Origin of the sequence: Dyella sp. A6 (assembly GCF_036320485.1) — a bacterium.
In the GTDB taxonomy this organism is placed as follows: domain Bacteria; phylum Pseudomonadota; class Gammaproteobacteria; order Xanthomonadales; family Rhodanobacteraceae; genus Rhodanobacter_A; species Rhodanobacter_A aluminiiresistens.
Genome location: NZ_CP132911.1, coordinates 2365970 through 2387907, shown reverse-complemented (window position 1 = coordinate 2387907; position 21938 = coordinate 2365970). Strand labels below are relative to the sequence as shown.

The following is a 21938-nucleotide window of genomic DNA, read 5'->3' as shown; positions in this document are numbered from 1 at the left end:
ACGCGATCAGTGCTTCTGGTCTGTCACCGGACCCGGTTTGGGTTGCGAGCGCATCAGCATGCGCGCGATGTAGGCATGCACGTCCTTTTTCGAGACCAGTCCGGTATGTGCGGTATCGATGGCGGCGAAGTTGCGGGCGATGAAGGGGACCGGGCCGTCCTGGGCTTCCTTCAGGCTCAGCTCGCCGTCGTGGTTGCGGTCGGCGATCTCGAAGTTCTTGTCGAGGATCGCCACACTCCGGGTGATGTTGCTGAGGCCGGTCTGCGCAGGCAAGGTGGCCGGCAGGCCGGCCAGGGTGAGCATGGTGCCGATCACGAAGAGTGTGCGTGGCATGGCTGAGCGCTCCTGCTGAGGGTTCCAGGCAGGACCGGTGCCGATGACTGGCCGTCGGTCCTGCCGTGCAGGATGTACCACGGCAGTTGGAAAAATGTCGTATACGCGCGAGTTCGATCGAACAGCCTTAGCCGGCTAGGCCTTGGCTGTCGCCTCGCGCGTGCGCGAGACCGACAGGTGGCGCAGACCCACCAGCATTGCGACGATGCCTGCCGCCGCACCTGCCACCATGGCCCAGCGGGGACCGAAATGGTCCGCGATGCTGCCGACGATCGGCGCGCCGATCGGCGTGCCGCCCATCGCGATGGCAATGCGCAATGCCATCACGCGGCCGCGCATCGCCGGTTCCGTGGTGAGCTGCATCAGGCTGTTGGTGCCGGTGGTGAAGATCAGCGCCGACAGGCCGGTGACGACCAGTGCAGCCGCGAACAGGCCTTCGTTCGGCGACAGGGCAGCCAGCAGGCAGCCTACGCCGAAGACGGCTGACGCGATGCACAGTCGCCGCATTTCCGGCAGTTCGCGGCGGGCAGCGTACAGCGCGCCGCCGACCGAGCCGATCGCGAAGGCCGAGGTCAGCAGGCCGTACTGTCCGGCACCGCCGTGGAAGGCCGTCAGCGACATGGTGGAAATGTAGATCGGGAAGTTGAAGCCGAAGGTGCCGATCAGGAACAGCATCACCAGTACCGTCATCAGGTCGGGGCGGCGCCACACGTAGCGGAAGCCTTCGGCGATGCCGCCGGCCTTGCGGCCGACCCGTTCGCTGGTGTGCAGCTCGTGTACCCGCAGCAGGCTCAGCGAGGCCAGCACGCCGGCGAACGACACGGCATTGATCAGGAACACCCAGCCGGTGCCTACCGCGGCGATCAGCAGGCCGGCCACGGCGGGCCCGATCATGCGTGCGGCGTTGAACGAGGTGGAGTTCAGCGCCACCGCGTTGGCCAGCTGCGCCTCGCCGACCAGTTCATTGACAAAGGTCTGGCGTGCCGGTGCGTCGAAGGCGGTGACACAGCCCAGCAGCAGCGCGAAGCCGTACACCTGCCATAGCGTCACGATGCCGGTCACGGTGACCAGGCCCAGCCCCAGCGCGAGCAGGCCGAGCATGGCCTGGGTGGCCATCAGCAGCTTGCGGCGGTCGAAGCGGTCGGCGGCGTAGCCGGTCCAGGGCAGCAGCAGCAGCTGCGGGCCGAACTGCAGCGCCATGGTCACGCCGACCGCGCTGGCGTTGTGGTGGGTCAGGGCGGTCAGTACCAGCCAGTCCTGCGCCACGCGCTGCATCCAGGTGCCGACATTCGACACCAAGGCGCCGCTGGCCCATACGCGGTAGTTGTATACGCGCAGCGAGCGGAACATGCCGGATGCGTTGTCGCTCATGGCCGCTGTGCCTTGTTGCCGCCATTGAAACGGCCGAACCAGCGGGCCATGCCGAGACTCGACAGCAGCGCACCCGTACCGGCCACGGCCATGCACGGGAGTGCGTGCGGATTGAACTGGCCCACGTGATCGAGCAGCAGGTAACCCATGGCCAGATTGAAGAAGCCCCACAGCACGTTCACGGTGGCTGTGGAGGTTCCTTCGCCGCGTGGCCTGGCGAATGGCGTCTGGAAAGCGCGCCCCAGCACGCCGCTGACCGTGTGGGGCAACGCATTGGCGAGCAGGGCGCCACCGACGAACCAGGACAGGGCATGCAGCCAGGTCATATGGGGTGTGCTCTTCAGGATCAGCCGTGCGTGCGGCCGAGCAGGTCGATCATGTCGCGGGTGGAACCGCCTTCGCCCAGCCGGGGGAAAACGCGCGCCACGCTGTTTTCGTGCGCATCGCGGTTCAGGTCGGTCATGGCATCGGTGACCAGGCTGACGTTGTAGCCCAGTTCGTAGGCCTGGCGCGCGGTCGACTCCACGCCGATGCTGGTCGCCACACCGGCGATCACCACCTGGGTTACACCCTGCTGCTGCAGGTAGTCGTGCAGATCGGTATGCATGAACGCGCCCCAGGTGCGCTTGGACACCGTGTGGTCGCTGGCCTGCTGGTCAAGCTGCGGGATCAGTTCGGCCCAGTCGTCGGGCATGCTGCCGCTGCGCGGGGGCTGTTCGTTGCGGCCGGGCGCGCCGCCGGTCACGTTCACCAGTACGACCGGGCAGTGCTTCTGGCGGAAGGCCTGCACCAGTTCGGCGACATGCCCGATCACGGTGTCCATCGGGTGCGCACACGGCAGGCTGACGATGCCGTGCTGCATGTCGATGACGATCAGGGCGGTGCGGGGATCGAGTGTGCTGAGTGCCATGGGGGAGTACTCGTATGGGGGAGGGAAGTGTCGTGCGGGAGCAAGGTGGTCAGTCGTCGACCAATCGCTTGAGCAGGCCGATGCCGCGTGCGAGGGCATCCTGTTCGCTCGCGTTGTAGCGCTCGCGGATGGCGTGGAACAGCCAGTCTTCGCGGGCGGCGCGGGTGGTGCGGATCTTCTCGCGCGCCATCGGCGTCAGCGAAAGCAGGTGACGGCGGCCGTCACCTGGGTCGGGTTCGCCGTTGAGCAGGCCGGCCGCCTGCATGCCGGCGACCGTGGCGCCCATCGACTGCGGTCGCACGTTTTCGACCCGTGCAAGTTCGCTGATCGTGGCCGGGCCTTCGCGGTCCAGGTGGCTCAGTACCGACAGTTGCGAGAGGGTGATGCCGTCAAGCGCCATCCGCTCGCGCAGGCGGCGCTTCAGCTTGCCGATCAGCACGCGCAGCTCGGCGGCGGCCGTGTGGGCCTGGGCGATGCGGCTATCGGAGCGGTCGTCGGTCATGGCGTGCGGATCATACATATTGGAAGGGTAACTGTAAAGGTAGGCTTCCTATTTCGGGAGCCGATGGCGTGCGCCATCCGGCTCCCCTTTTGAAGCAGCCTGCCTGCCACCACCATGGTGTGATCGATACCGAGAAGAGGCCCGTCATGTCGAGCTATCGCAAGTCACCTGACGCCGTGGCGCGTCTTACGCCCGAGCAGTACCGGGTGACCCAGGAAAACGCTACCGAATATCCAGGCACCGGCGAGTACCTGCACAACAAGGCCGCCGGCATCTACGTCGACGTGGTGTCCGGCGAGCCGTTGTTCGCTTCCTCGGACAAGTACGAGTCGGGGTGTGGCTGGCCCAGTTTTACCCGGCCCATCGATGCGGCCAGGGTGCAGGAGTTGCATGACGCGTCGCATGGCATGGTCCGCACGGAAGTCCGCTCGACCTCGGGCGACAGCCATCTCGGTCACGTGTTTCCCGACGGCCCGGCCGATCGGGGCGGACTGCGCTATTGCATCAACTCCGCGTCGCTGCGTTTCATTCCGCGTGAAGCGATGGAGGCCGAAGGCTACGGCGCATGGCTGGACCAGGTGGAGTGCGCGCGATGAACAGCGAACGGGCGATTTTCGCCGGCGGTTGCTTCTGGGGCATGCAGGAATTGATCCGCCGGCAACCGGGGGTGCTCTCCACGCGTGTCGGCTACGCGGGCGGCGACGTGGCTCATGCAACCTACCGCAACCACGGTACGCATGCCGAGGCGGTGGAGATCATGTTCGATCCGGCACAGACCAGTTACCGCGCCCTGCTGGAGTTTTTCTTCCAGATCCATGATCCGACGACGCCGAACCGGCAGGGCAACGACCGCGGTTCGTCGTATCGTTCGATGATCCTGTACCTGGGCGATGCGCAGAAGCAGGTGGCCGAAGACACCGTTGCCGATGTCGATGCTTCCGGGTTGTGGCCCGGCAAGGTGGTTACCGAACTGGTTCCCGCCGGCGATTTCTGGGAGGCCGAGCCGGAGCACCAGGATTACCTGCAGCATTACCCGACCGGCTATACCTGCCATTACGTGCGCCCCGGCTGGCGCTTGCCGCGGCGTTCGGGGACCTGATCCGTTTCGCCTGCGCGCGGGCTTGCGGCCCGGTGTCATCGTGACGCAGCACGCGTATAAAAAACATGCCGGTCGCCAGGGGCCGGCATGTCAGGTATGGCCGTTTCTCAATGCACGATGCGCAGTGCCTGGTGACGCTGGTTGCGTCGCTGGGCGGTGCGCGTGAACTTGTGCAGGTTTGGCGGCGGAGGCATCTGCGCCTCGTGCAGCATGGCCAGCAATGATTCGCCATGGATCAGTTCGATCGGTTGCCCCACCACGAGTTTCCAGGCGGTATCGTCGTAATCGCCGATGGCCAGCAGCCTGGCGGAATGGGCATGCTGTTGTGCCATCCATTCGGGCAGCATGCGCACGGCGTCGGCATCGACGACGCGTCGCCGCCAGTTGCGGCAGCTGACGAGCAGCGTAGTGCCGTTGCGGTAGAGCAGCAGTTCGGCCAGATCGCCATGTTCGGTGCGCAGGTTGTCTTCCAACACGTAACCACGACGATGGAAAGCTTCGATCACGGCTTCCTCGAAGACCGGCTGCGGCATGCCGGCCAACTGGTCGAGCTGTTCGTGGAGCACCTTGCGGTGCCTGCGGCGCTGGTAGCCCGGGCTGGTGCACAAGGTGAGGAACCAGCAACCGCCGAGTAGCCACCACGCCAGGGTGTCGTGCCGCGGCGCGGGAGTCGGCATCAATGCCAGTCCGCTGTGGAAGCCGTAATGCACGCCCGCACAGGCCGCAAGACCGGCCAGCAGGCCGATCGGCCAGCGCATAAGGATCATCGTTTCGACGCCTTGCAATGCGTGCCTTGCCATCACTCCCCCGAGCGTTGGACTTGCGAAATGACCATAGCGCGGGGCGTGGCGAAGCACAGCATGCGGTGCGGCATAAGGTCGCACTACGGACAAATGCCGGCCGTGTAAGAAAATCGCGTGGTCAATCGCGCCGGCCTGTTGCGCCGCAGCAGCCGCTGGAGGCGGCTCGCGTGATCCCATTGATGGAATTCACGATTCGATTACGGGCATTCGAGGCGCTGGCCGAGAAGTTCAATCGGTGAGTTGTGAATCGACACCGGTCGCGTTCCCGGTGCCAGCCGTTGCGGTCACGAACTGGTTTCCGCCCCGACTCTTGGCGAGGTACATTGCATCATCTGCGTTGCGCAACAGCCGTTCCCTGCTGCTGCCGTGTGCAGGATGCAATGCGATACCGATGCTGGCCGCAATGTTCAGGCTGTGCCCGCCAAGCACGCAGGGGTGATCGAAGGTATGACAGATCTTCGCTGCAATATGGGCGGCGTCCTCCGGGTGCGAGATCTGCTCCAGAAGCACGGCGAACTCGTCCCCGCCTAGCCGGCTCACCGTGTCGGATTCGCGCACGCAACGGCGTAGCCGTGCGGCTACTTCGCGCAACAGCAGGTCGCCGACGTCGTGACCGTAGCTGTCGTTTATCGGCTTGAAGCGATCGAGATCGATGTAGAGCAGGGCCAACATATGGCCGTCTTGCCGTGCACGAGCCAGGGCATCGTCCAGGCGCCGGTGGAAGACGTCGCGGTTGGGTAGCTCGGTCAGCGGATCGTGATGGGCGACGTAATGCAGCCTTGCCTCGATCTGCTTGCGCTCGATGGCGGCGGCCACCTGGTCGGAGACGAACTGCAGCAGATGCTTGTCGCGATCGCTGTAGCGCACATCGCCGGCATAGGTCTGCACGACCAGGGCGCCGATGACGCCGCGGGATACACGTAGCGGCACACCCAGCCAGTCGAGAGCGGCGCGGCCGACAAGGTGACGCCCGTGGGCCAACACTTCGGAGCGGTTGTCCGGCGTCAGAAGCAGCGCTTCGCCAGTGCGCACGACCAGTGCGCTGAGTGCATCGGAGTCCAGCCGTTGCGGCGGTGGGCGTTGGTTGTATTCGTCCACGAAGTAGGGGAAGTCGAGCATGTCGTTCTCGTCCAGCAGTGCGACGAACAGATTGCGGGCGGTCAGCAGCTCGCCCACGATGCGGTGGATATGCCCGAACAGGGTCAGCAGGTCGGCGGCGGCGAAGGCAGCTTCGGAGATGGCGTAGAGCGCTGCCTGCACGCGCTCGATGCGCTTGAGCTCGGTAATGTCCCGTGCCACCGCGAAGCGCGCCTGCTCGGCTTCGGACCAGCGTGCCGACCACATGATATGGACGACTTGCCCGTCCTTGCGCACATAACGGTTTTCGAAATGCGGCTTGGGCTGGCCACCCATGATCTCGTCGACGACATGCAGCGTGCGCTCGCGATCGTCGGGGTGAACCAGGTCGATCATGCGGGTGCCCAGTATCTCTTCGGGCTTATAGCCGAAGATCCGTTCGTAGGCTGCGTTCACATACAGGTAGCGGCCTTCGGCGTCGACCACGCAGATCGCGTCCAGCAGCAGATCGGCAACATTGGCGAGCGGTGCGTTGGCGTGCTTTTCCATGATCGGCGGCCGGAACGTAAGGCATGGTCGCGTCGTTGAGAGCAGCGGCCACGCGGACCACTTTAGCCGGAAAAACGTCCATGACAGCGCTTCGATCCTCATATTTGCGTGCGGACTTTCGCCAGCCGATTGGGTGGTCGTGCCTGCTTCGGTTTCTGGGCTTTTGGGGATAACGTTGTCAGATTTGACTGGCTATTTGTCTTGTCCATAGCGAGCGGCGTTGATGCCTGCGAAATCCCTGCGTCCCATATCGCCATGCGCGGTGCAGGTGTGGATTATTTCCTTACGCAAATCTGACGACTTATGTGCTCGTGAGACCTGGTTCGCGCTACGGCGATCCATGGAGTGGTTATGACCATCGGTGTCTAGACAACGTTGTCAATTGGGTCTACTACTTGTCGGGCTCACCCATGAAACAACAGGGGCATGGACGCGGTGTGGCGACTGTCCCCCACGTGGCCGTCAGGACGATTGGCTGCGATTCGCCCGGTAACGCATTCGTAGCGATGTATCCAAACCGGAGACAGTTCATGCATGCCAAACGATCGCAGAAGTGGTCGCGTCCGACCGCTGCAGTCCTGAGCAGTGCCATCGGAGCCGCCCTGTCGGCGAGCCTGCTCGCCATTGTTCCAGTACAGACGGTGCACGCCGCCACTACCACGACAACTACCCCGACCTGTGCCGCGGCCTGGGTCTCGACCACGGCCTACAGCGGGGGTGCGGTGGTCAGCGAGAACGGTATCGACTATGTGGCCAACTGGTGGACCCAGGGTAACGACCCGGCCACCAACAATGGCGCCACCGGGAGTGGCCAGCCATGGACTTCGCAGGGTGCCTGCACCAGCGGCACGCCCAGCCCGACACCAACTCCAACGCCGACTCCGACCCCGACCCCTTCGCCCTCGGGCAGCTGCGACCCGGCCTGGGTTTCCACCACGGCCTACAACGGCGGGGCCACGGTCAGCGAAAACGGCGAAAACTACCAGGCCAACTGGTGGACTCAGGGCAATGATCCAGCCACCAACAGCGGCGCCAGCGGCAGTGGCGAACCGTGGACACCGATCGGTTCGTGCAGCAGCAGTTCGCCCAGCCCGACACCGACCCCCACGCCTACGCCGACCCCCACACCGACGCCAACTCCCACGCCGACCCCTGCGCCCAGCGGCCTGCTGTTCAGTCCATACAAGGACGTCACCATCAACCTCAACTGGAACACCAACGTGATGCAAACGGCGGTGACCGGTACGGCGATCCCGGTGGTGGGCAGCGGCAGCCTGGTGTCCACCGCAGAACCGAACCTGGGCGCGATCACACTGGCCTTTGCCACCGGCGAGTGCGGCAGTGAGAACTGGGGGGGCGTGCCGGGTGCCAGCTTCGCCAGCGCGAACGTTTCCGCGTTGGACAGCGCTGGACTCGACTATGTGGTTTCCACCGGTGGCCAGGCCGGTGTGTTCACCTGTTCCAGCGAGTCGGGCATGGCGCAGTTCCTGTCGCGCTACATGTCGCCGCACATGGTGGGCGTGGACTTCGACATCGAAGGTGGCCAGACCTCGACCGACATCAGCAATCTGATCTCGTCGGTCGCCTACGCGGAGACCTTGTATCCGAATCTGCGGTTCTCCTTCACCCTGGCCACGCTGGCCGCTTCCGACGGCAGTTACGGCGGACTCAATTCGCTGGGCGACTCGGTAGTGAAGGCGATCCAGGCGGCCAACCTGACCAACTACACCATCAATCTCATGGTGATGGACTTCGGCAGCCCGAGTTCGAGCGTATGCGTGGTATCCAACGGCAGCTGCGAGATGGGTCAGTCGGCGATCCAGGCGGTGACGAATCTGGAGCACACCTACGGTATACCTGCCAGCAAGATCGAGCTGACCCCGATGATCGGTGTGAACGATGTCTCCAGCGAGACGTTCACCACGGCGGATGTCGACACCATCACCAGTTATGCGGCGACCAACGGGCTTGCCGGGCTGCATTTCTGGTCACTGGACCGGGATACGCCGTGCTCGAGCGGCAGCACCACGGCGTCGCCGACCTGCAACTCGGTGAGTGGAACCACGCCGCTGGAGTACACCAACCGCTTCCTGCAGGACCTGGGGCGGTAAGCACCAGCTTGTCCTGATCAGGACAGCCAGGCAGGGGCCGGGGCAAACCCGGCCCCTGTCGTTTGCGCGGACGTCGCCGCGCACCCGCTCCCGGCTGTAACTGGCCACAGGTAAGAGCGGCGATGAACAGGTCACGCATGCGGCAGGTTTCGTGCTTTATTCTTGACGGGACGTTGAACGAATCGTCGGGGCGCGAGTCACAACGACAGGGCGCATGCAATCTGGGAAATATCCGTGAGCAAACAAAGTTCGGCAGGCAGTTGGATCGTGGCAGTGATCGTTGTCGCGGCCGTCGTAGCGGCTGGTGGCTATCTGGCGTATCGGGCCATGCATCCGGCAGCGCCTGCACCCGCTGCGCCGGCACCTGCGGCGACTGCGGCGCCCGCGGCGCCGGCGAGCGTGCCGATCCAGCATCCCATTACCCAGGCGGCCGCACCGGCATCCGCGTCGAGCGCACCGCTGCCGCCGCTGGACAGCAGCGATTCGAGTGTGCTGTCGGCGCTGGAGTCCATGCAGGGCGGCAAGGACCTGGCTTCGTTGCTGATCCAGCGACAGATCATCAGCCGCATCGTGGCGACCGTGGACGCCCTGCCCAGGCATGCGCTGGGGCATTCCGTGCTGCCGGTACGCGAGCCCAGGGGGACCTTCGTCACGACGCAGGTGAACGGCGGCACGGTCATGTCCGCGCGCAATACCGAGCGTTACGCGCCCTACATGAAAGCCCTGCAGGGCGTGGATGCCAAGGCACTGGTCGACTGGTACGTGCATGCGTACCCGCTGTTCCAGGAAGCCTATCGGCAGTTGGGATATCCCAAAGGCTATTTCAACGACCGCCTGATCGTGGTGATCGACAACCTGCTGGCGACGCCAGATCTGGCCAAGCCGGCGGCATTGACCAAGGTGAACGAGCACTATGCATACGTGGATCCGGCGCTGGAGTCGCTGACCGTGGGTCAGAAGATGCTGCTGCGCTCCGGGCCGGCCGACGAGGCGGCGATCAAGGCCACGCTGCGTGACATCCGTTCGCAGCTGACCGGGCGCAAGCTTGTAACGACATCACCCGCAGCGCATTGAATCGACGCCGGTCCGGTAACCGCGAGGCTGCCGGACCGGCGACTGTCGACCCGACAGAGCCGCATGCGCGGCTTGATCAGTCAGCACTGGCGGCCAGTACTGTTCGGCCAGCCCTGGTCGGCGCAGAATGGATGGACCATCGACGTCAAGGAGCCATCCATGCGTTCTGCCGTGCTTGCTGCATTGATTGCACTCGCCCTGCCTGCCGCCGCGGTCACCGCTGCGCCAGCAGCGCACACTCACGTACGCGTCCCCGCCTACGTCCTGAAGGCCATGCACGACCCGGCGCGCAAGGCCGACATGGTCAACGATAAGCGCCGTCAGATGGCTGCGGTGATGACTTTTGCGGAGGTCAAGCCGGGTCAGACCGTGGTGGAGCTGGTGCCTGGCACCGGCTACTGGACGCGCGTGTTCAGCCAGATCGTAGGTACGCACGGCCACGTCTACACCATCTGGCCGGACCAGATGGCCAAGTACGATGGCAAGAGCCTCGCCGAGTGGCGCCAGCTCTCGGCGATCCCGCACTACGCCAACGTCAGCGTGCTGGAGCAGCCGGCGGCCGACCTGAGCGTGCCGGCGAAGGCGGACCTGGTCTTCACCGTGCAGAACTACCACGACTACCACGATCCGTTCATGGGTCCGGTGAACATGGCGCAGTTCGACAAGAAGGTCTACGACACGCTGAAGCCGGGCGGGCTGTTCGTGGTGATCGACCATGTGGCGCCGGCCGGCTCCGGCACTGCCGATACCAACACCCTGCACCGCATCGATCCGGCGGTGGTGAAGAAGGAAGTCGAGGGGGCGGGCTTCGTATTCGCCGGCAAGAGCGATGCGCTGCGCAACCCGCACGATCCGCACACCATTCCGGTTTTCGACAAGTCGATACGCGGTCACACCGACCAGTTCATGTATCGCTTCCGCAAGCCGGCCAAATAGGGCGCCGGCACGTGTTTTCGCTGCCCCGCGTGTCGCGGGGCAGCGAAAGATCCGTCAATGCAGGTCGTGCCAGATCGCATCCAGCAGGGTGTCGCTCGGGTCCAGGCTCTGCTCCCAGTACATGATGCCGCCCAGGTGCCGGGCTTTGACGAAGGCGGCCTTGGCGGCGATCGAGCGCGGATCGTCGTAGCTGATGAAGCTGTGCGTTTTCGCGTTCCACAGCCAGGGTGCCTTGGCTCTGGCGTCCCAGTAGCGTACATAACCGTTCTTGTTGATGTAGTCGGTCAGCAGCTGTGGCCACGCGTGGGTGCCGGCGAAATGGCCGTAAGGCTGGTACAGGCCATGATGCAACGGGTTCACGTCGGCAAACTCGCGGCCATAGAACGCCACTCCGATCACCAGCTTGCGCGGCGGCACGCCAGCGGCCAGGAACTGGCGCACGGCACGCCGTGTGGTGCGCGCGTCGGCCGGCGCGTATTTCGACGCGTACAGGCCGGTGTGGTGCCCGGTGGTGGGCGTCATCGCATTGACGAAGTCGTAGGTCATCAGGTTGAACCAGTCCAGATACCTGGCGACCGCATGGATGTCGATGCCGCTGACAAACGGACCGTCGGCAGCGGCGATGCTCAGCGTGTAGTGGTTGGCGCCGGTGCGGCCGTGCGCGGCGCCCACCCGGTCGAGGCTGGTTCGGATCGCCTTCAGCAGCAGGGTGAAGTTGGCGCGGTCATGCGGGCTGGAGTGGATGCCGGACTCATGGTGACCCGGGTATTCCCAGTCCACGTCGAGGCCGTCGGCGTGCTGGTCCGCGACCAGCTGCGCGGCGCTGTCGGCGAATATGCGTCGGCTGGCCGGCGTGCTGGCGGCCTCGGAAAAGCCGCCGACGGTCCAGCCGCCGACCGAGATTTCCACTTTGAGCTGCGGGTGGTTGGCCTTGAGCGCGATGACCTTCTGCAGCCGCGCGGCACCGGCAGGGTCAAGCGAGACGCGGCCGTCCACGATGCGCGTGGTGGCGAAGATCAGCGTGTTGATCTTGCCGATATCTTGGTCCTGGGCCGGATCGCGGTGGGTGATGTAGCCGATGATGCGGTAGGGTGTGGCGGCAGTGGCTGCGGCGGCGAACAGGCCGATGCAGAGCGTGGCGCACAGCAGGGTGGGGAGGCGGCGCATGTACGGCTCCTTCAGTGGCGGCAGTGGTGGGTGATCGATGGATCATCGCAGCACTGCGATGACGGCCCAAGTACGGTTTTGAATTTAGACGTCCAAATACGGCGCGCTGCGCGCGGACTCGACGGCAGGCATGGTCTGCCGGATCCAACGGGACATGGTATGACCTTGCACCACTCCAGTGATGCGCCGATCCACGGCGACGACCTGCCGCCGCGGCGCCCGGCCGAGCCGTCTCCGGAAGAATGCTGTGGCGAGGGCTGCGTGCCCTGCGTCTACGACCGCTACGAAAACGCGCTGGACCGTTATAACGAAGACCTGGCCGCCTGGCGCGAACGACACCCCGGGGTGGAACCGGATGCGTGATGTCGCCGTACGTCGCTGCGGTGCGCTGTCGCTGGCGGGCATATCGGCGTTTGTGGCGACGGCGTTCGTATTGCAATGGTTGCGCCACGATCTGGACTGGCTGGACGCGCCGCTGAGCCTGTATCTGCTGGGGCACGACGGCCACGTCCTGCAAGCCGCCTATGTGGCGCTGGCCGTGGCGCTGGTATCGCTGGGGCTGGGCTTTTATGGCGGGCTGCAGCCGACGGCACGCAGCGCGGCACCCTTGTTGCTGTTTGCCGTTTCCGCAGTGGCGCTGATAGTCACCGCACTGGCGCACAGCAATCTGCCCGGGCAGCCGCATACCCTGCAGGGATTCGTGCATGGGGCGGCGGCGGCCGCGACGTTTCTTTGCGTCACCGTGGCGATGCTTGTGCAGTCCTGGCGCCTGCGTGGCGATTCGCGATGGGCGTCGCGTAGTGGCTTTGCCATGACGCTCGCGCTGGCCTGCTTCGCGGGCATCTGGATCGATGCATTCTGGAAAGGCATGCCGTGCGGCCTGGAACAGAAGCTGTTGATCGTTCTGATCGTATGGTGGTTGCTGCAGGCCGCATGGTGGCTGGTGCGCTTGCCGGCGCGCCCGCGAGCCTGAACCTGCGCGTCGCCGGCCGTCAGCGGATGCGCGGCGGCTTGTAGTTGGTGCCGGGCTGCAGCGTGGTGACATAGGGGCCGTTCCAGTCGCGGTCGAAGATGGCCGCCAGGGTCCGCGCCGGACTGCTGCCGTGCACGAACACCGAGGCATCGACGGTGTTGTTGAAATAGCTCCATTCCCAGTTGCCGGTGCCGATGTAGACACTGCGGTCGTCGGCCACCGCGTACTTGGCGTGCTCCACCCGCGCAAACGGAATGAAGCCCTGCGGCGAGAGCGGCAGCCGGCTGAACTTCACCGTGATGCCGGGCAGGGCGGCCAGGCTCTTCAGGTACGACTGCATCGGTTCGCGCAGGGCCCAGTCGGCGACGATGATGCGCACCTGCACGCCGCGTGCGGCAGCATCGCGCAGGGCATTGTCGATCGCCGGCCACCAGCCCCTGGGGCCATAGTGGCGGATCGCCGACAGCGTCATCACCTGTAGGCGGAACACGTGCTGCGCCCGTTCGATCATGCGGACCAGGGCGGGTTGCTCGGTGCTGACCCAGTGCGGTACCAGTGCTGGCGGGCTGAAGGCCGGGAAGGCCGTCACCGTTTCGCCCTGGGCGGTATGCAGCAGCACCGGGTCCTGCTCGGTGGCCGGCGCGAATGTCGGTGGCCGCATGGCGCGCCTTGTGGCCTTGGGCAGGTCGGGGTCGGCCGCCAGTCGCCAGTCGAAATCGAACACGGCATCGAAGGTCTGTGCGAAGCGCGGGTCGACGATGCGTGCACCGATCTCGTGGATCTGGGTGAGTGCCCGCCAGTCCCAGTTCTGGCTGCCGACGAAGACACTGCGCCCGTCGATCACCATGTACTTGGCATGCAGCACGCCGCCGGTGAGTTTGTTCACCGGAAGCACGCGGACCTGGATGCCCGGCACCTTGCGCAGGCGGTCGAGGCTGGGCGTGCTGTCCTTGAGGAAGGTCTGGTCGATCAGGATGCGCACCTTGACACCGGCACGCGCCCGCGCGGCCAGTGCGTCGAGCACCGGCCGCAACGGACCGTTGGGTTTTTCGGCGATGTAGAACGCGGCGATGTCGATGCGGTGTTGCGCGCCGTGGATCATCTGCAGCCATACCGCCTGCGTGCGCGGCACCCCGGGCTGCCCGTAGATGGTGGCCTCGGGCACGCTCTCGACGATCTGGAAACCCGGTTGCGCCGTGGCGGCTTGAACCGATCTGGCATGCGCCGATGCGGCGGAGCACAGCAGCAGGGCCAGCGTACACAAGATACGTTTCATCGACAGCTCCCGATGGGCAGGTCCGGCCGGATACGGCGGGGCCGGGCGCAACCATGAAGGCGCGCCCGGCAGGCGCGGATTCAGTGTGCGCCGTACATCTTTTTCACGTCTTTCAGCAGCATGGCCTGGCTGGCCGGGCGTGCATAGAACATGTGGCCACCCGGATATTCCTTCACCTGTACCCGGTCAGGGTTACCCATTGCCGGCATCTGGTCGACGATCAGCAGCGAGGCCATGAACGGGCAGGACAGGTCGTCCCAGCCGTGTGCGATCAGCACGTGCAGGTTGGGGTCGTTGGCGACCGCTTCACGCAGCTGCCGGACGGAACCCTTGCGGGCGTCCTTGTCCTCGTGCCACAGGCCATTCACCTTGTAGCTGAGTGCGTTGTAGCGGCCGTCGTACTTCCAGCCCACGGTCTGGGTGATGAAGTTGACCATCGCGGTGGTCGTAGGCGCGATGATGCCGTTGAGGATCGGGTCGCCCGAGCGCTGGTGAGGCGCATACGGGAACGGATCCCAGGCGGTGACGTTGGAGTCGTAGCGGCTGCCCAGCTTGCCTTCGGCGCGGTAGACCTCGCGCAGGTAGGCCTGGGTGTCCAGGCGCCCGCCGGACTCCTTCACGAAGGTCGGATCGAGACCGGTCAACGCGGTGACCTTACGGATCATCGCGGCGGTGGCGGCCGGGTTGCTGCGGCCCTCCATCAGGGTCGAGGCGTAGGTGGTACGGGTGTAGTCGATGATCGGCTGCATCGCCTGGGCGGTCAGCTTGCCCTCGCGCTCCAGGTGGGCGGCGGCAATCGACGGCAGGGTCAGCATCCAGGGTAGCGGCGAGACATTGCGGTCGTCGGACGCGCCCGGATCGAGGTAGGGCGACAGCAGCACCACGCCGTTCATCGCCACGCCCAACTGGGTCTGCAGGTATTCGGTGATGCGCGGTCCGCGGAAGCCGCCATAGCTTTCGCCGACCAGGTACTTGCGCGACTCCATGCGGCCGTTCTTCAGCAGCCAGTCGTAGATGATGCGCGAGAGATAGTGGATATCGCTGTCGGTGCTGTAGAAATCCTTGACCGCCTTTTTCTGGTCGACCAGGGCACGGCTGAAGCCGGTGCCGACCGGGTCGATGAACACCAGATCGGTGAAGCCCAGCCAGGTGCCCGGGTTGTCGTGCAGCACGGCCGGTTCGGACGGCGTGTCGCCCTCCACGCCGAAGTCGACCTTCTTCGGGCCGATCGCGCCGAAGTTGAGGAATACCGACGAAGCGCCCGGACCGCCGTTCACCGCGAAGGTCACCGGGCGGTTCTTGCCGGGCATGGTGTAGGCGGTGAACATGACCTGGCCAATCACCGTACCCTTGTCGTCGCGCACCGGCAGCGATCCGACCGTGACGGTGTACTTCAACGTGCGGCCATCGGCGCGGGTGGTCTGGCTGATATGCGCATCGGCGGGAAAGGCCGGCAGGTGGAAACCGTTGGCCTGGCCACTGGTGGAGGCACTGGCTGGCGTGGCAGCGGGGTGATGCCCATGGGCCATGCTCGGAGCCGACTGGAGACCCGCGATGACGAGTGCGGCCAACGCGGTGGTTTGCAGAATCTTGCGCACGGTGAACCTCAATGATCGGATAACCCTCCAAGACTAGTGGCCGTGAGCCTTCACGGCCTGTGCCCAAAGGCATGATCGGCGGAAGACCATGCCACCCGGCTGGCAATTCCGGCGGGTGCCCCCAGATGGGGGGCATCCCAGGAGGTTGTCATGATTCCGTTCTCGATTCTCGATCTCGCGCCGGTGGCCGAAGGCAGTGATCCCAGCCAGACCTTCCGCAACACGCTGGAGCTAGCGCAGCTGGGCGATGCGCTCGGCTACACGCGCTACTGGCTGGCCGAACACCACAACATGCCGGGCATTGCCAGCGCGGCGACGGCCGTGCTGATCGGCCATGTGGCGGGCGGAACGTCGCGTATCCGCGTGGGGGCGGGTGGCATCATGCTGCCGAACCACTCGCCGCTGCAGGTGGCCGAGCAGTTCGGCACGCTGGCTTCACTCTATCCGGGGCGCATCGACCTGGGGCTGGGCCGTGCGCCGGGTACCGATCAGGCCACCATGCGCGCGCTGCGGCGCTACGGTCTGTCCGCCGACAATTTTCCCGACGATGTGGCGGAACTGCTGCACTATTTCGATCCGGTGCGTCCGGGACAACTGGTGCAAGCGGTGCCGGGGTCTGGCGTCGACGTTGCGGTGTGGCTGCTCGGTTCCAGCTTGTTCGGCGCGAGGCTGGCGGCGATGCTCGGCCTGCCTTATGCATTCGCCTCGCACTTTGCGCCGGATGCGCTCGACACGGCACTCGATGTCTACCGCCGTGAGTTCCAGCCGTCGAAGTATCTTCAAAAGCCACATGCGATGCTGGCGATCAACGTGGTGGTGGCCGACAGCGATGCCGAGGCAAGACGCCTGTTCACCAGCCAGCAACAGGCGTTCGTCAACCTGCGACGGGGCATGCCCGGACTGCTGCCGCCGCCGATCGACGACATCAACCGCTACGGCGCGTCGCACGAACGGCTGGGCATGGAGCATGCGCTGGCCTGCGCGGTGGTCGGCGACAGCGACACGGTGGAACGCGGCATCGCCGACTTCATCGAGCGGCATCGCCCGGACGAGCTGATGTTGACCGCCAATGTGTTCGACCATGCCGCGCGCCTGCGCTCGTTCGAGCTGGCGGCGGCGGTGCGCGGGCGGCTGGCGGCTCAACCGGTCGGCTGAGCGCCTGCGGTGTCTGTGCTGCACGCATCCATGTGATAGGTGCGGCCAGTGGCCGGCAAGGCTCGTGTCCTGCCGGCCCGCGACCGGGCCTTGTTACTGGGCAGCGGAAACGCCGAGCAGGTCGACTTCGAACACCAGCGAGGCGTTCGGCGGGATCACGCCGCCGGCGCCCTGCGCGCCATAGCCGAGCGCGGCCGGGATCAGCAAGAGGCGCTTGCCGCCCACGCGCATGCCGGTCACGCCCTCGTCCCAGCCCTTGATCACCATGCCCTTGCCCAGCGTAAACGTGAACGGTGCGCCGTGATCGAACGAGCTGTCGAACTTCTTGCCGCGCTTGTCCTTGGCGTGCTGGTCGTAGAGCCAGCCGGTGTAGTTCACCTTCACCTGCATACCGGGTTTGGCTTCGGCGCCGGTACCGACCTTCAGGTCGGTGATCGTCAGCTTCGTCACCTGACCGCCGTCGTAGGGCTGCGGTGGGTGGCTGCAGGCGGCGAGCACAACGGGCAGGGCAAGCAGGGCGAGGATGGACAGCAACCGGCGCATGGCGATTCCTTGGATGGGTGCGTTGGGTCAGGCGGCAGCGTAGCCGCCCATGAGGATGTCCGGGCGGATCGCCAGCGTGGTGTCGCCGGTGATCATCTGCAGTTCGCCGTCCTGGATCAGGCACTGTAGGCGCATGCCGCGATCGCACAGCGCCTCGAGTTGGCGCATGTCGTCGGCGACGATGGCGAGGACGCTGAGATTGTCGTGGCGGCCCAGGCTGCCGGCGATCTTTTCCCACCACACGTCGGCGACATGCCCGCCGTAGGCGATCACCACCACCTGCTGCGCCTGCCGGCAGGCCTTGCGGATACGTGTTTCGTCGGGCTGTCCGACATCGATCCACAGCTCGATCTCGCCGGTGTAGTCCTTGCGCCACAAGGCCGGTTCATCGACATCGCTGATGCCGCGGCCGAACTCCAGCCGCTCGCCGGCGTACAGCGCGAAGGCGAGCAGGCGCGCCATCAGTCGCTCTTCGGTCTCCGACGGATGCCGTGCGAGGGTCAGCGGATGGGTGGCGTAGTAATGCCGGTCCATGTCGCTGATCGACAGTTCGGCCTTGTGGATGGTGGCGGTGAGGGCCATGCGGGTGGGTGCCTGCGGGACAATAACCGCCCATTCTACGCGCTGGCTGTCCACGGATGTTCCGGGTAGTGCCGCTGCATCATGCGTGCGGTGTAGGCGACCAGGTTCGGATAGCCGAGTGCGGCGTCGCGCAGCGGCGAGTCGAAGAACGGCGTGAGGATCGATGCCAGCATTCCGAATGCGAACGCGTCGACCGCAGCGGGCTGCCTTCCTGTCACATGCGCGCGGTCGTCCAGCAGGGTGGAAAGCGCATCCAGCGAGCGTTGGCCCAGCATGGCGATCTGGTCGGCGGTGTGGCGGCCGAGTCCCTGGGCATGCAGTTCGGCGCGCCTGCGTGCCTGCAGTTCCTCGCGCAGCGAAGCGCGGGCGGCTTCCGGTGCGGCGTCGACGAAGTGCGCCGGCCCCTTGGCGAAATTCACCGGATCGATCCAGCGGAACCAGACCATAGTCCAGTACAGGTGGTCCTCGAGCATGCGTTCGATCGCCCAGGATTCGGCCCGCTGGCGTGCGTCCAGACCGGCGTCCAGGTCGATGCTGTACTTGCGTTCGAGGTGCGCGCGGATGAAGGTGGAATCGCACACGGTCTCGTCGCCGTCGACGAGCCATGGAATCTTGCCTTTCGGTGCCTGCGGAGGCGTGCCGCCGACCTTGCGGTAGGGCAGGCCGGCCAGTTGCAGTTGCACGTCGGTCTTAATCACGAACGGGCTGGCTTCGGGCAGGCCGAAGCCGGGGTTGCTGCCGTGCAGGACGATACCTTCGATGGTGTTCATGGAATGCTCCGTGGATGGACGTCGCCATGGTCCGGCAGGCCTGCTGACAACCTGCTGTCAGTAGACGGCCCTTCGACGGCATCCCAGACGGCACTAAAATGCAGGGCTCGAACCGTCGACGGAGCGGCCATGCCCGCCATCGCACCCAGTACCTTCCATCTGCCGCCGGGACCCTGGGCAACGGTGCTGGACGGACTGTGCGCGCATTTTCCGGCGATCGGCCGCGAACGCTGGCTGGACCGCATGGCGCGCGGCCGTGTGCTGGATAGCGCGGGTCTGCCGGTGGTGGCGCAGACGCGCTATCGCGCCGGCCTGTGTGTACGCTACTGGCGCGAGGTGACGGATGAGCCACGGATACCGTTCGACGAGGCGATCGTGCATCTCGACCGGCATCTGCTGGTCGCCGACAAGCCGCCGTTCCTGCCGGTGACGCCGGCGGGACGCTTCGTGGAAGAGACCTTGCTGACGCGGCTGATCCGCCGCACCGGCCATGCAGACCTGGTGCCCCTGCACCGCATCGACCGGCTGACCTCGGGGCTGGTGTTGTTCTCGGTCGACCCGGGCAGCCGCGCCGCCTACCAGGCGTTGTTCCGCGAGCGGCGCATTGCCAAACACTACGAGGCACTGGCGCCGCCGCTGCCGGATCAGTCGTTTCCGCTGCTGCGTCGTAGCCGAATCGAGCCCGGCGAGCCGTTCTTCCGCATGCGCGAGGCCGACGGCGAACCCAACAGCGAGACGCGCATCGACGTGATCGGTCGCGGCCAGCACGACTGGCATTACGCGCTGTATCCGGTCACCGGTCGCAAGCACCAGCTGCGTGTGCAGATGGCCGGCCTAGGCGCGCCGATCCGGCATGACCCGCTGTATCCGGAGCTGGCCGCGGAAGCACCGGACGACCCGGACCGACCGCTGCAACTGCTGGCCCGGACGCTGGCATTCAACGATCCGCTGAGCGGCGAGCAGCGCCACTTCGAGAGCACGCGCGTGCTGGAAATTCCACGCCAGGCCCGTTCCACGCTATCTTGAGGCACGAACCTGCCAGGGGAGTCCCGTTCGTGAAACCACAGTCCCAATCCGGCGCGGCACCGCGCACCGAGCTGACCCTTCGTGGCCTGATCATCGGCATCGTGATCACCGTGGTGTTCACCGCGGCCAATGTGTTCTTCGGCCTGAAGGCCGGCCTGACCTTCGCCACCTCGATCCCCGCCGCGGTGATCTCGATGGCGATCCTGCGTGCGATGAAGAACTCCACGATCCAGGAGAACAACATCGTGCAGACGGTGGCTTCGGCTGCCGGCACGCTGTCCGCCATCATCTTCGTGCTGCCGGGCCTGATCATCATCGGCTGGTGGAACGGCTTTCCGTTCTGGATGTCCTTCGGCATCTGTGCGACCGGCGGCATCCTCGGCGTGATGTACACCATCCCGCTGCGCCGCGCGCTGGTCACCGATTCCGACCTTCCGTACCCGGAAGGCGTGGCCTGCGCCGAGGTGCTGAAGGTCGGCTCCGGCGACGAGGCCGCCGCGGCCGATTCGGTTGAATCCGGCGGTGCCGGGCTGAAGGCGGTGATCACCGGCTCTATCGTGTCCGCGCTGTTCTACGTGATCGTGCAGACCAAGCTGTTCGCCACCTCGGTGTCCAGCTATTTCCGCGTGGGCGACAAGGGCGCAGCGACCGGCTTCGACTTCAGCCTGTCCTTCGCACTGTTCGCGGTGGGCCACCTGGTCGGCCTGTGGGTCGGCGTGGCGATGCTGGTCGGTGCGCTGATCGGCTGGGGCTGGGCGGTACCGCATTTCCTGCTGCTGCATCCGGCGGCGGGTTCGGCGATGGATGTGGCGCAGGGCGCCTGGAGCCACGATGTGCGCTACGTCGGCGCCGGCACCATCGGCGTGGCGGCGATCTGGACCCTGGCCAAGCTGGTCAAGCCGGTGGTGACCGGCCTGAGCGGTGCGATGGCGGCCTCGCGCGTGCGCAAGGCCGGACAACTGGGCACGCTGCCGCGCACCGAACACGACATGCCGATCGGCATGGTTGGCCTGATCATCCTGCTGTGCCTGATCCCGGTGGCCTGGCTGCTCGGTCATTTCAGCGTGGTCAGCGGGCTGGGCTCGCATGCGGCGCTGCTGGTGATCGGCGGCGTGCTGTTCGTGGTCATCCTCAGCTTTCTGGTCTCGGCGGTGTGCGGCTACATGGCCGGCCTGATCGGTTCGTCGAACAGCCCGCTTTCGGGCGTCGGCATCCTGGTGGTGATCATTGCCGCGCTGCTGCTGGTGGTGGGCGTGAAGTCGCTGATGCCGGCGGACGCGGGTAAGGCGCTGGTGGCCTTCGCGCTGTTCATCACGGCGATCGTGTTCGCGGTGGCGTCGATCGCCAACAACAATCTGCAGGACCTCAAGACCGGTCAACTGGTCGACGCCACGCCCTCGCTGCAGCAGTGGGCGCTGGTGATCGGCGTGATCGCCGGGGCGATCGTGATTCCGCCGGTGATGGACCTGCTCAACCACGCCTACGGATTCCTTGGTGCGCCGGGTGTGGATCCTTCCCGCGCGCTGCCGGCACCCCAGGCTGGCCTGATCTCGGCGCTGGCGCAGGGTGTGATCACCGGCAATATCGACTGGAGCCTGATCGGTATCGGTGCGCTGATCGGCGCGGCGATCATCCTGATCGACGAGCTGCTCGGCCTGGCCGGCACGTCGGTGCGCCTGCCGCCGCTGGCGGTGGGTCTGGGCATCTACCTGCCGACCTCGACCACCTTGATGGTGGTGGTCGGTGCGCTGGTCGGCGCCTGGTTCGACCGTCGCGCGGAACGCGGCCCGAGGGCCGAGGCGACCAAGCAGCTCGGCGTGCTGCTGGCGTCGGGTCTGATCGTGGGCGAGAGCCTGCTCGGAGTGGTGGTCGCGGCCCTGGTCGCGTTCTCCGACAAGCTGGGCTTCCGCAACCACGATGCGCCGCTGGCGCTGGTGGGCAAGAGCTTCGCCACGCCGGCGATCTGGATCGGCGGCATCGCTTTCGTGGCCTGCGTGGTGGTGCTGTACCGCTGGATCTGGCGGATGGGGCATCAGACCGGCGGGAAATGATCGTCTGTTCGCGCCGACGGCACCCCGGCGAC

General features: G+C 65.7%; 23 protein-coding genes. 10 read left to right on the top strand and 13 right to left on the bottom strand.

The annotated features are described in order from the left end of the window. Nucleotides 1–6: 6 nt before the first annotated feature. The 5 genes from RA164_RS10695 to RA164_RS10675 form a co-directional block, all read right to left on the bottom strand. Complete coding sequence (locus RA164_RS10695) at nucleotides 7–333, bottom strand: EF-hand domain-containing protein (RefSeq protein ID WP_329740836.1); 327 nt, start codon at nucleotides 331–333, stop codon at nucleotides 7–9. 135 nt (nucleotides 334–468) lie between these two features. Beyond that, entirely contained in the window at nucleotides 469–1704 is a 1236-nt protein-coding gene (locus RA164_RS10690) for an MFS transporter (protein ID WP_329740835.1), read from the bottom strand. Then, nucleotides 1701–2030, bottom strand: a complete 330-nt coding sequence (locus tag RA164_RS10685) for a hypothetical protein (protein WP_329740834.1) — start codon at nucleotides 2028–2030, stop codon at nucleotides 1701–1703. Before RA164_RS10685 ends, RA164_RS10690 begins: the two co-directional genes overlap by 4 nt. Nucleotides 2031–2050: 20 nt before the next feature. Continuing rightward, nucleotides 2051–2614: a cysteine hydrolase family protein gene (locus RA164_RS10680; RefSeq protein ID WP_329740833.1), complete on the bottom strand. Its 564-nt coding sequence runs from the start codon at nucleotides 2612–2614 to the stop codon at nucleotides 2051–2053. 49 nt (nucleotides 2615–2663) lie between these two features. After that, a complete protein-coding gene (locus tag RA164_RS10675) occupies nucleotides 2664–3116 on the bottom strand; it encodes a MarR family winged helix-turn-helix transcriptional regulator (RefSeq protein WP_329740832.1) in 453 nt (150 codons plus the stop codon). Between the two features lie 146 nt (nucleotides 3117–3262). Here RA164_RS10675 and msrB point away from each other — a divergent pair, with 146 nt between their 5' ends. Further along, nucleotides 3263–3712, top strand: coding sequence for a peptide-methionine (R)-S-oxide reductase MsrB (gene msrB / locus RA164_RS10670; RefSeq protein ID WP_329740831.1), 450 nt, complete (start codon nucleotides 3263–3265; stop codon nucleotides 3710–3712). Further along, nucleotides 3709–4215, top strand: a complete 507-nt coding sequence (msrA, locus tag RA164_RS10665) for a peptide-methionine (S)-S-oxide reductase MsrA (protein ID WP_329740830.1) — start codon at nucleotides 3709–3711, stop codon at nucleotides 4213–4215. Before msrB ends, msrA begins: the two co-directional genes overlap by 4 nt. A 107-nt stretch (nucleotides 4216–4322) precedes the next feature. Here msrA and RA164_RS10660 read toward each other — a convergent pair whose 3' ends face one another. Both RA164_RS10660 and RA164_RS10655 read right to left on the bottom strand, forming a co-directional pair. After that, nucleotides 4323–4982, bottom strand: a complete 660-nt coding sequence (locus RA164_RS10660; RefSeq protein ID WP_329740829.1) for a restriction endonuclease — start codon at nucleotides 4980–4982, stop codon at nucleotides 4323–4325. Between the two features lie 264 nt (nucleotides 4983–5246). Next, nucleotides 5247–6644, bottom strand: coding sequence for a sensor domain-containing protein (locus RA164_RS10655; RefSeq protein ID WP_329740828.1), 1398 nt, complete (start codon nucleotides 6642–6644; stop codon nucleotides 5247–5249). Between the two features lie 530 nt (nucleotides 6645–7174). Between RA164_RS10655 and RA164_RS10650 the strand changes: the two genes are divergently transcribed. From RA164_RS10650 to RA164_RS10640, 3 genes are all read left to right on the top strand, one after another. Then, nucleotides 7175–8755, top strand: coding sequence for a carbohydrate-binding protein (locus RA164_RS10650; protein WP_329740827.1), 1581 nt, complete (start codon nucleotides 7175–7177; stop codon nucleotides 8753–8755). 234 nt (nucleotides 8756–8989) lie between these two features. Further along, nucleotides 8990–9829: a DUF3014 domain-containing protein gene (locus RA164_RS10645; RefSeq protein WP_329740826.1), complete on the top strand. Its 840-nt coding sequence runs from the start codon at nucleotides 8990–8992 to the stop codon at nucleotides 9827–9829. A 159-nt stretch (nucleotides 9830–9988) separates the two neighbouring features. After that, nucleotides 9989–10765: a class I SAM-dependent methyltransferase gene (locus RA164_RS10640; protein ID WP_329740825.1), complete on the top strand. Its 777-nt coding sequence runs from the start codon at nucleotides 9989–9991 to the stop codon at nucleotides 10763–10765. A gap of 54 nt (nucleotides 10766–10819) precedes the next feature. Here the strand turns inward: RA164_RS10640 and RA164_RS10635 are convergent, their stop codons facing one another. Beyond that, on the bottom strand, nucleotides 10820–11932 hold the full coding sequence (locus RA164_RS10635) for a glycoside hydrolase family 18 protein (RefSeq protein ID WP_329740824.1): 1113 nt from the start codon (nucleotides 11930–11932) through the stop codon (nucleotides 10820–10822). A gap of 159 nt (nucleotides 11933–12091) precedes the next feature. Here RA164_RS10635 and RA164_RS10630 point away from each other — a divergent pair, with 159 nt between their 5' ends. Next, nucleotides 12092–12295 carry an oxidoreductase-like domain-containing protein gene (locus tag RA164_RS10630; RefSeq protein WP_329740823.1) on the top strand — a complete coding sequence of 68 codons (204 nt, stop codon included), beginning with the start codon at nucleotides 12092–12094 and terminating at the stop codon, nucleotides 12293–12295. After that, a complete protein-coding gene (locus tag RA164_RS10625) occupies nucleotides 12288–12905 on the top strand; it encodes a DUF998 domain-containing protein (protein ID WP_329740822.1) in 618 nt (205 codons plus the stop codon). The genes RA164_RS10630 and RA164_RS10625 overlap by 8 nt, the downstream gene beginning before the upstream one ends. A 19-nt stretch (nucleotides 12906–12924) precedes the next feature. Here RA164_RS10625 and RA164_RS10620 read toward each other — a convergent pair whose 3' ends face one another. Then, a complete protein-coding gene (locus RA164_RS10620) occupies nucleotides 12925–14181 on the bottom strand; it encodes a phospholipase D-like domain-containing protein (protein WP_329740821.1) in 1257 nt (418 codons plus the stop codon). Nucleotides 14182–14261: 80 nt separating this feature from the next. Beyond that, nucleotides 14262–15779: a S10 family peptidase gene (locus RA164_RS10615; RefSeq protein WP_329740820.1), complete on the bottom strand. Its 1518-nt coding sequence runs from the start codon at nucleotides 15777–15779 to the stop codon at nucleotides 14262–14264. A gap of 150 nt (nucleotides 15780–15929) precedes the next feature. Between RA164_RS10615 and RA164_RS10610 the strand changes: the two genes are divergently transcribed. Then, the gene (locus RA164_RS10610; RefSeq protein ID WP_329740819.1) at nucleotides 15930–16934 is read left to right on the top strand and encodes an LLM class flavin-dependent oxidoreductase; all 1005 of its coding nucleotides are present in this window, start codon (nucleotides 15930–15932) and stop codon (nucleotides 16932–16934) included. A gap of 93 nt (nucleotides 16935–17027) precedes the next feature. Here the strand turns inward: RA164_RS10610 and RA164_RS10605 are convergent, their stop codons facing one another. From RA164_RS10605 to RA164_RS10595, 3 genes are read right to left on the bottom strand one after another with little or no spacing between them, the layout of a single operon-like run. After that, nucleotides 17028–17477, bottom strand: a complete 450-nt coding sequence (locus RA164_RS10605; protein WP_329740818.1) for an FKBP-type peptidyl-prolyl cis-trans isomerase — start codon at nucleotides 17475–17477, stop codon at nucleotides 17028–17030. Between the two features lie 27 nt (nucleotides 17478–17504). Further along, nucleotides 17505–18059 carry a YaeQ family protein gene (locus RA164_RS10600; protein WP_329740817.1) on the bottom strand — a complete coding sequence of 185 codons (555 nt, stop codon included), beginning with the start codon at nucleotides 18057–18059 and terminating at the stop codon, nucleotides 17505–17507. A 35-nt stretch (nucleotides 18060–18094) separates the two neighbouring features. Further along, nucleotides 18095–18829, bottom strand: a complete 735-nt coding sequence (locus tag RA164_RS10595) for a glutathione S-transferase family protein (RefSeq protein WP_329740816.1) — start codon at nucleotides 18827–18829, stop codon at nucleotides 18095–18097. A 129-nt stretch (nucleotides 18830–18958) separates the two neighbouring features. Here RA164_RS10595 and RA164_RS10590 point away from each other — a divergent pair, with 129 nt between their 5' ends. Together RA164_RS10590 and RA164_RS10585 are read left to right on the top strand one after the other, a co-directional pair. Beyond that, nucleotides 18959–19855: a pseudouridine synthase gene (locus tag RA164_RS10590; RefSeq protein ID WP_329740815.1), complete on the top strand. Its 897-nt coding sequence runs from the start codon at nucleotides 18959–18961 to the stop codon at nucleotides 19853–19855. A 29-nt stretch (nucleotides 19856–19884) separates the two neighbouring features. Beyond that, complete coding sequence (locus RA164_RS10585) at nucleotides 19885–21906, top strand: OPT family oligopeptide transporter (protein WP_329740814.1); 2022 nt, start codon at nucleotides 19885–19887, stop codon at nucleotides 21904–21906. The last annotated feature ends 32 nt before the right edge of the window (nucleotides 21907–21938 follow it).

What these genes read in the sequence shown, in the direction of transcription:
- RA164_RS10600 (WP_329740817.1), bottom strand. Translation starts at nt 18,059, where the DNA reads ATGGCCCTCACCGCCACCATCCACAAGGCCGAACTGTCGATCAGCGAC.
- RA164_RS10690 (WP_329740835.1), bottom strand. Translation starts at nt 1,704, where the DNA reads ATGAGCGACAACGCATCCGGCATGTTCCGCTCGCTGCGCGTATACAAC.
- RA164_RS10650 (WP_329740827.1), top strand. Translation starts at nt 7,175, where the DNA reads ATGCATGCCAAACGATCGCAGAAGTGGTCGCGTCCGACCGCTGCAGTC.
- RA164_RS10610 (WP_329740819.1), top strand. Translation starts at nt 15,930, where the DNA reads ATGATTCCGTTCTCGATTCTCGATCTCGCGCCGGTGGCCGAAGGCAGT.
- RA164_RS10685 (WP_329740834.1), bottom strand. Translation starts at nt 2,030, where the DNA reads ATGACCTGGCTGCATGCCCTGTCCTGGTTCGTCGGTGGCGCCCTGCTC.
- RA164_RS10655 (WP_329740828.1), bottom strand. Translation starts at nt 6,644, where the DNA reads ATGGAAAAGCACGCCAACGCACCGCTCGCCAATGTTGCCGATCTGCTG.
- RA164_RS10595 (WP_329740816.1), bottom strand. Translation starts at nt 18,829, where the DNA reads ATGAACACCATCGAAGGTATCGTCCTGCACGGCAGCAACCCCGGCTTC.
- RA164_RS10590 (WP_329740815.1), top strand. Translation starts at nt 18,959, where the DNA reads ATGCCCGCCATCGCACCCAGTACCTTCCATCTGCCGCCGGGACCCTGG.
- msrB (WP_329740831.1), top strand. Translation starts at nt 3,263, where the DNA reads ATGTCGAGCTATCGCAAGTCACCTGACGCCGTGGCGCGTCTTACGCCC.
- RA164_RS10695 (WP_329740836.1), bottom strand. Translation starts at nt 333, where the DNA reads ATGCCACGCACACTCTTCGTGATCGGCACCATGCTCACCCTGGCCGGC.
- msrA (WP_329740830.1), top strand. Translation starts at nt 3,709, where the DNA reads ATGAACAGCGAACGGGCGATTTTCGCCGGCGGTTGCTTCTGGGGCATG.
- RA164_RS10605 (WP_329740818.1), bottom strand. Translation starts at nt 17,477, where the DNA reads ATGCGCCGGTTGCTGTCCATCCTCGCCCTGCTTGCCCTGCCCGTTGTG.
- RA164_RS10620 (WP_329740821.1), bottom strand. Translation starts at nt 14,181, where the DNA reads ATGAAACGTATCTTGTGTACGCTGGCCCTGCTGCTGTGCTCCGCCGCA.
- RA164_RS10625 (WP_329740822.1), top strand. Translation starts at nt 12,288, where the DNA reads ATGCGTGATGTCGCCGTACGTCGCTGCGGTGCGCTGTCGCTGGCGGGC.
- RA164_RS10680 (WP_329740833.1), bottom strand. Translation starts at nt 2,614, where the DNA reads ATGGCACTCAGCACACTCGATCCCCGCACCGCCCTGATCGTCATCGAC.
- RA164_RS10675 (WP_329740832.1), bottom strand. Translation starts at nt 3,116, where the DNA reads ATGACCGACGACCGCTCCGATAGCCGCATCGCCCAGGCCCACACGGCC.
- RA164_RS10630 (WP_329740823.1), top strand. Translation starts at nt 12,092, where the DNA reads ATGACCTTGCACCACTCCAGTGATGCGCCGATCCACGGCGACGACCTG.
- RA164_RS10635 (WP_329740824.1), bottom strand. Translation starts at nt 11,932, where the DNA reads ATGCGCCGCCTCCCCACCCTGCTGTGCGCCACGCTCTGCATCGGCCTG.
- RA164_RS10660 (WP_329740829.1), bottom strand. Translation starts at nt 4,982, where the DNA reads ATGATCCTTATGCGCTGGCCGATCGGCCTGCTGGCCGGTCTTGCGGCC.
- RA164_RS10640 (WP_329740825.1), top strand. Translation starts at nt 9,989, where the DNA reads ATGCGTTCTGCCGTGCTTGCTGCATTGATTGCACTCGCCCTGCCTGCC.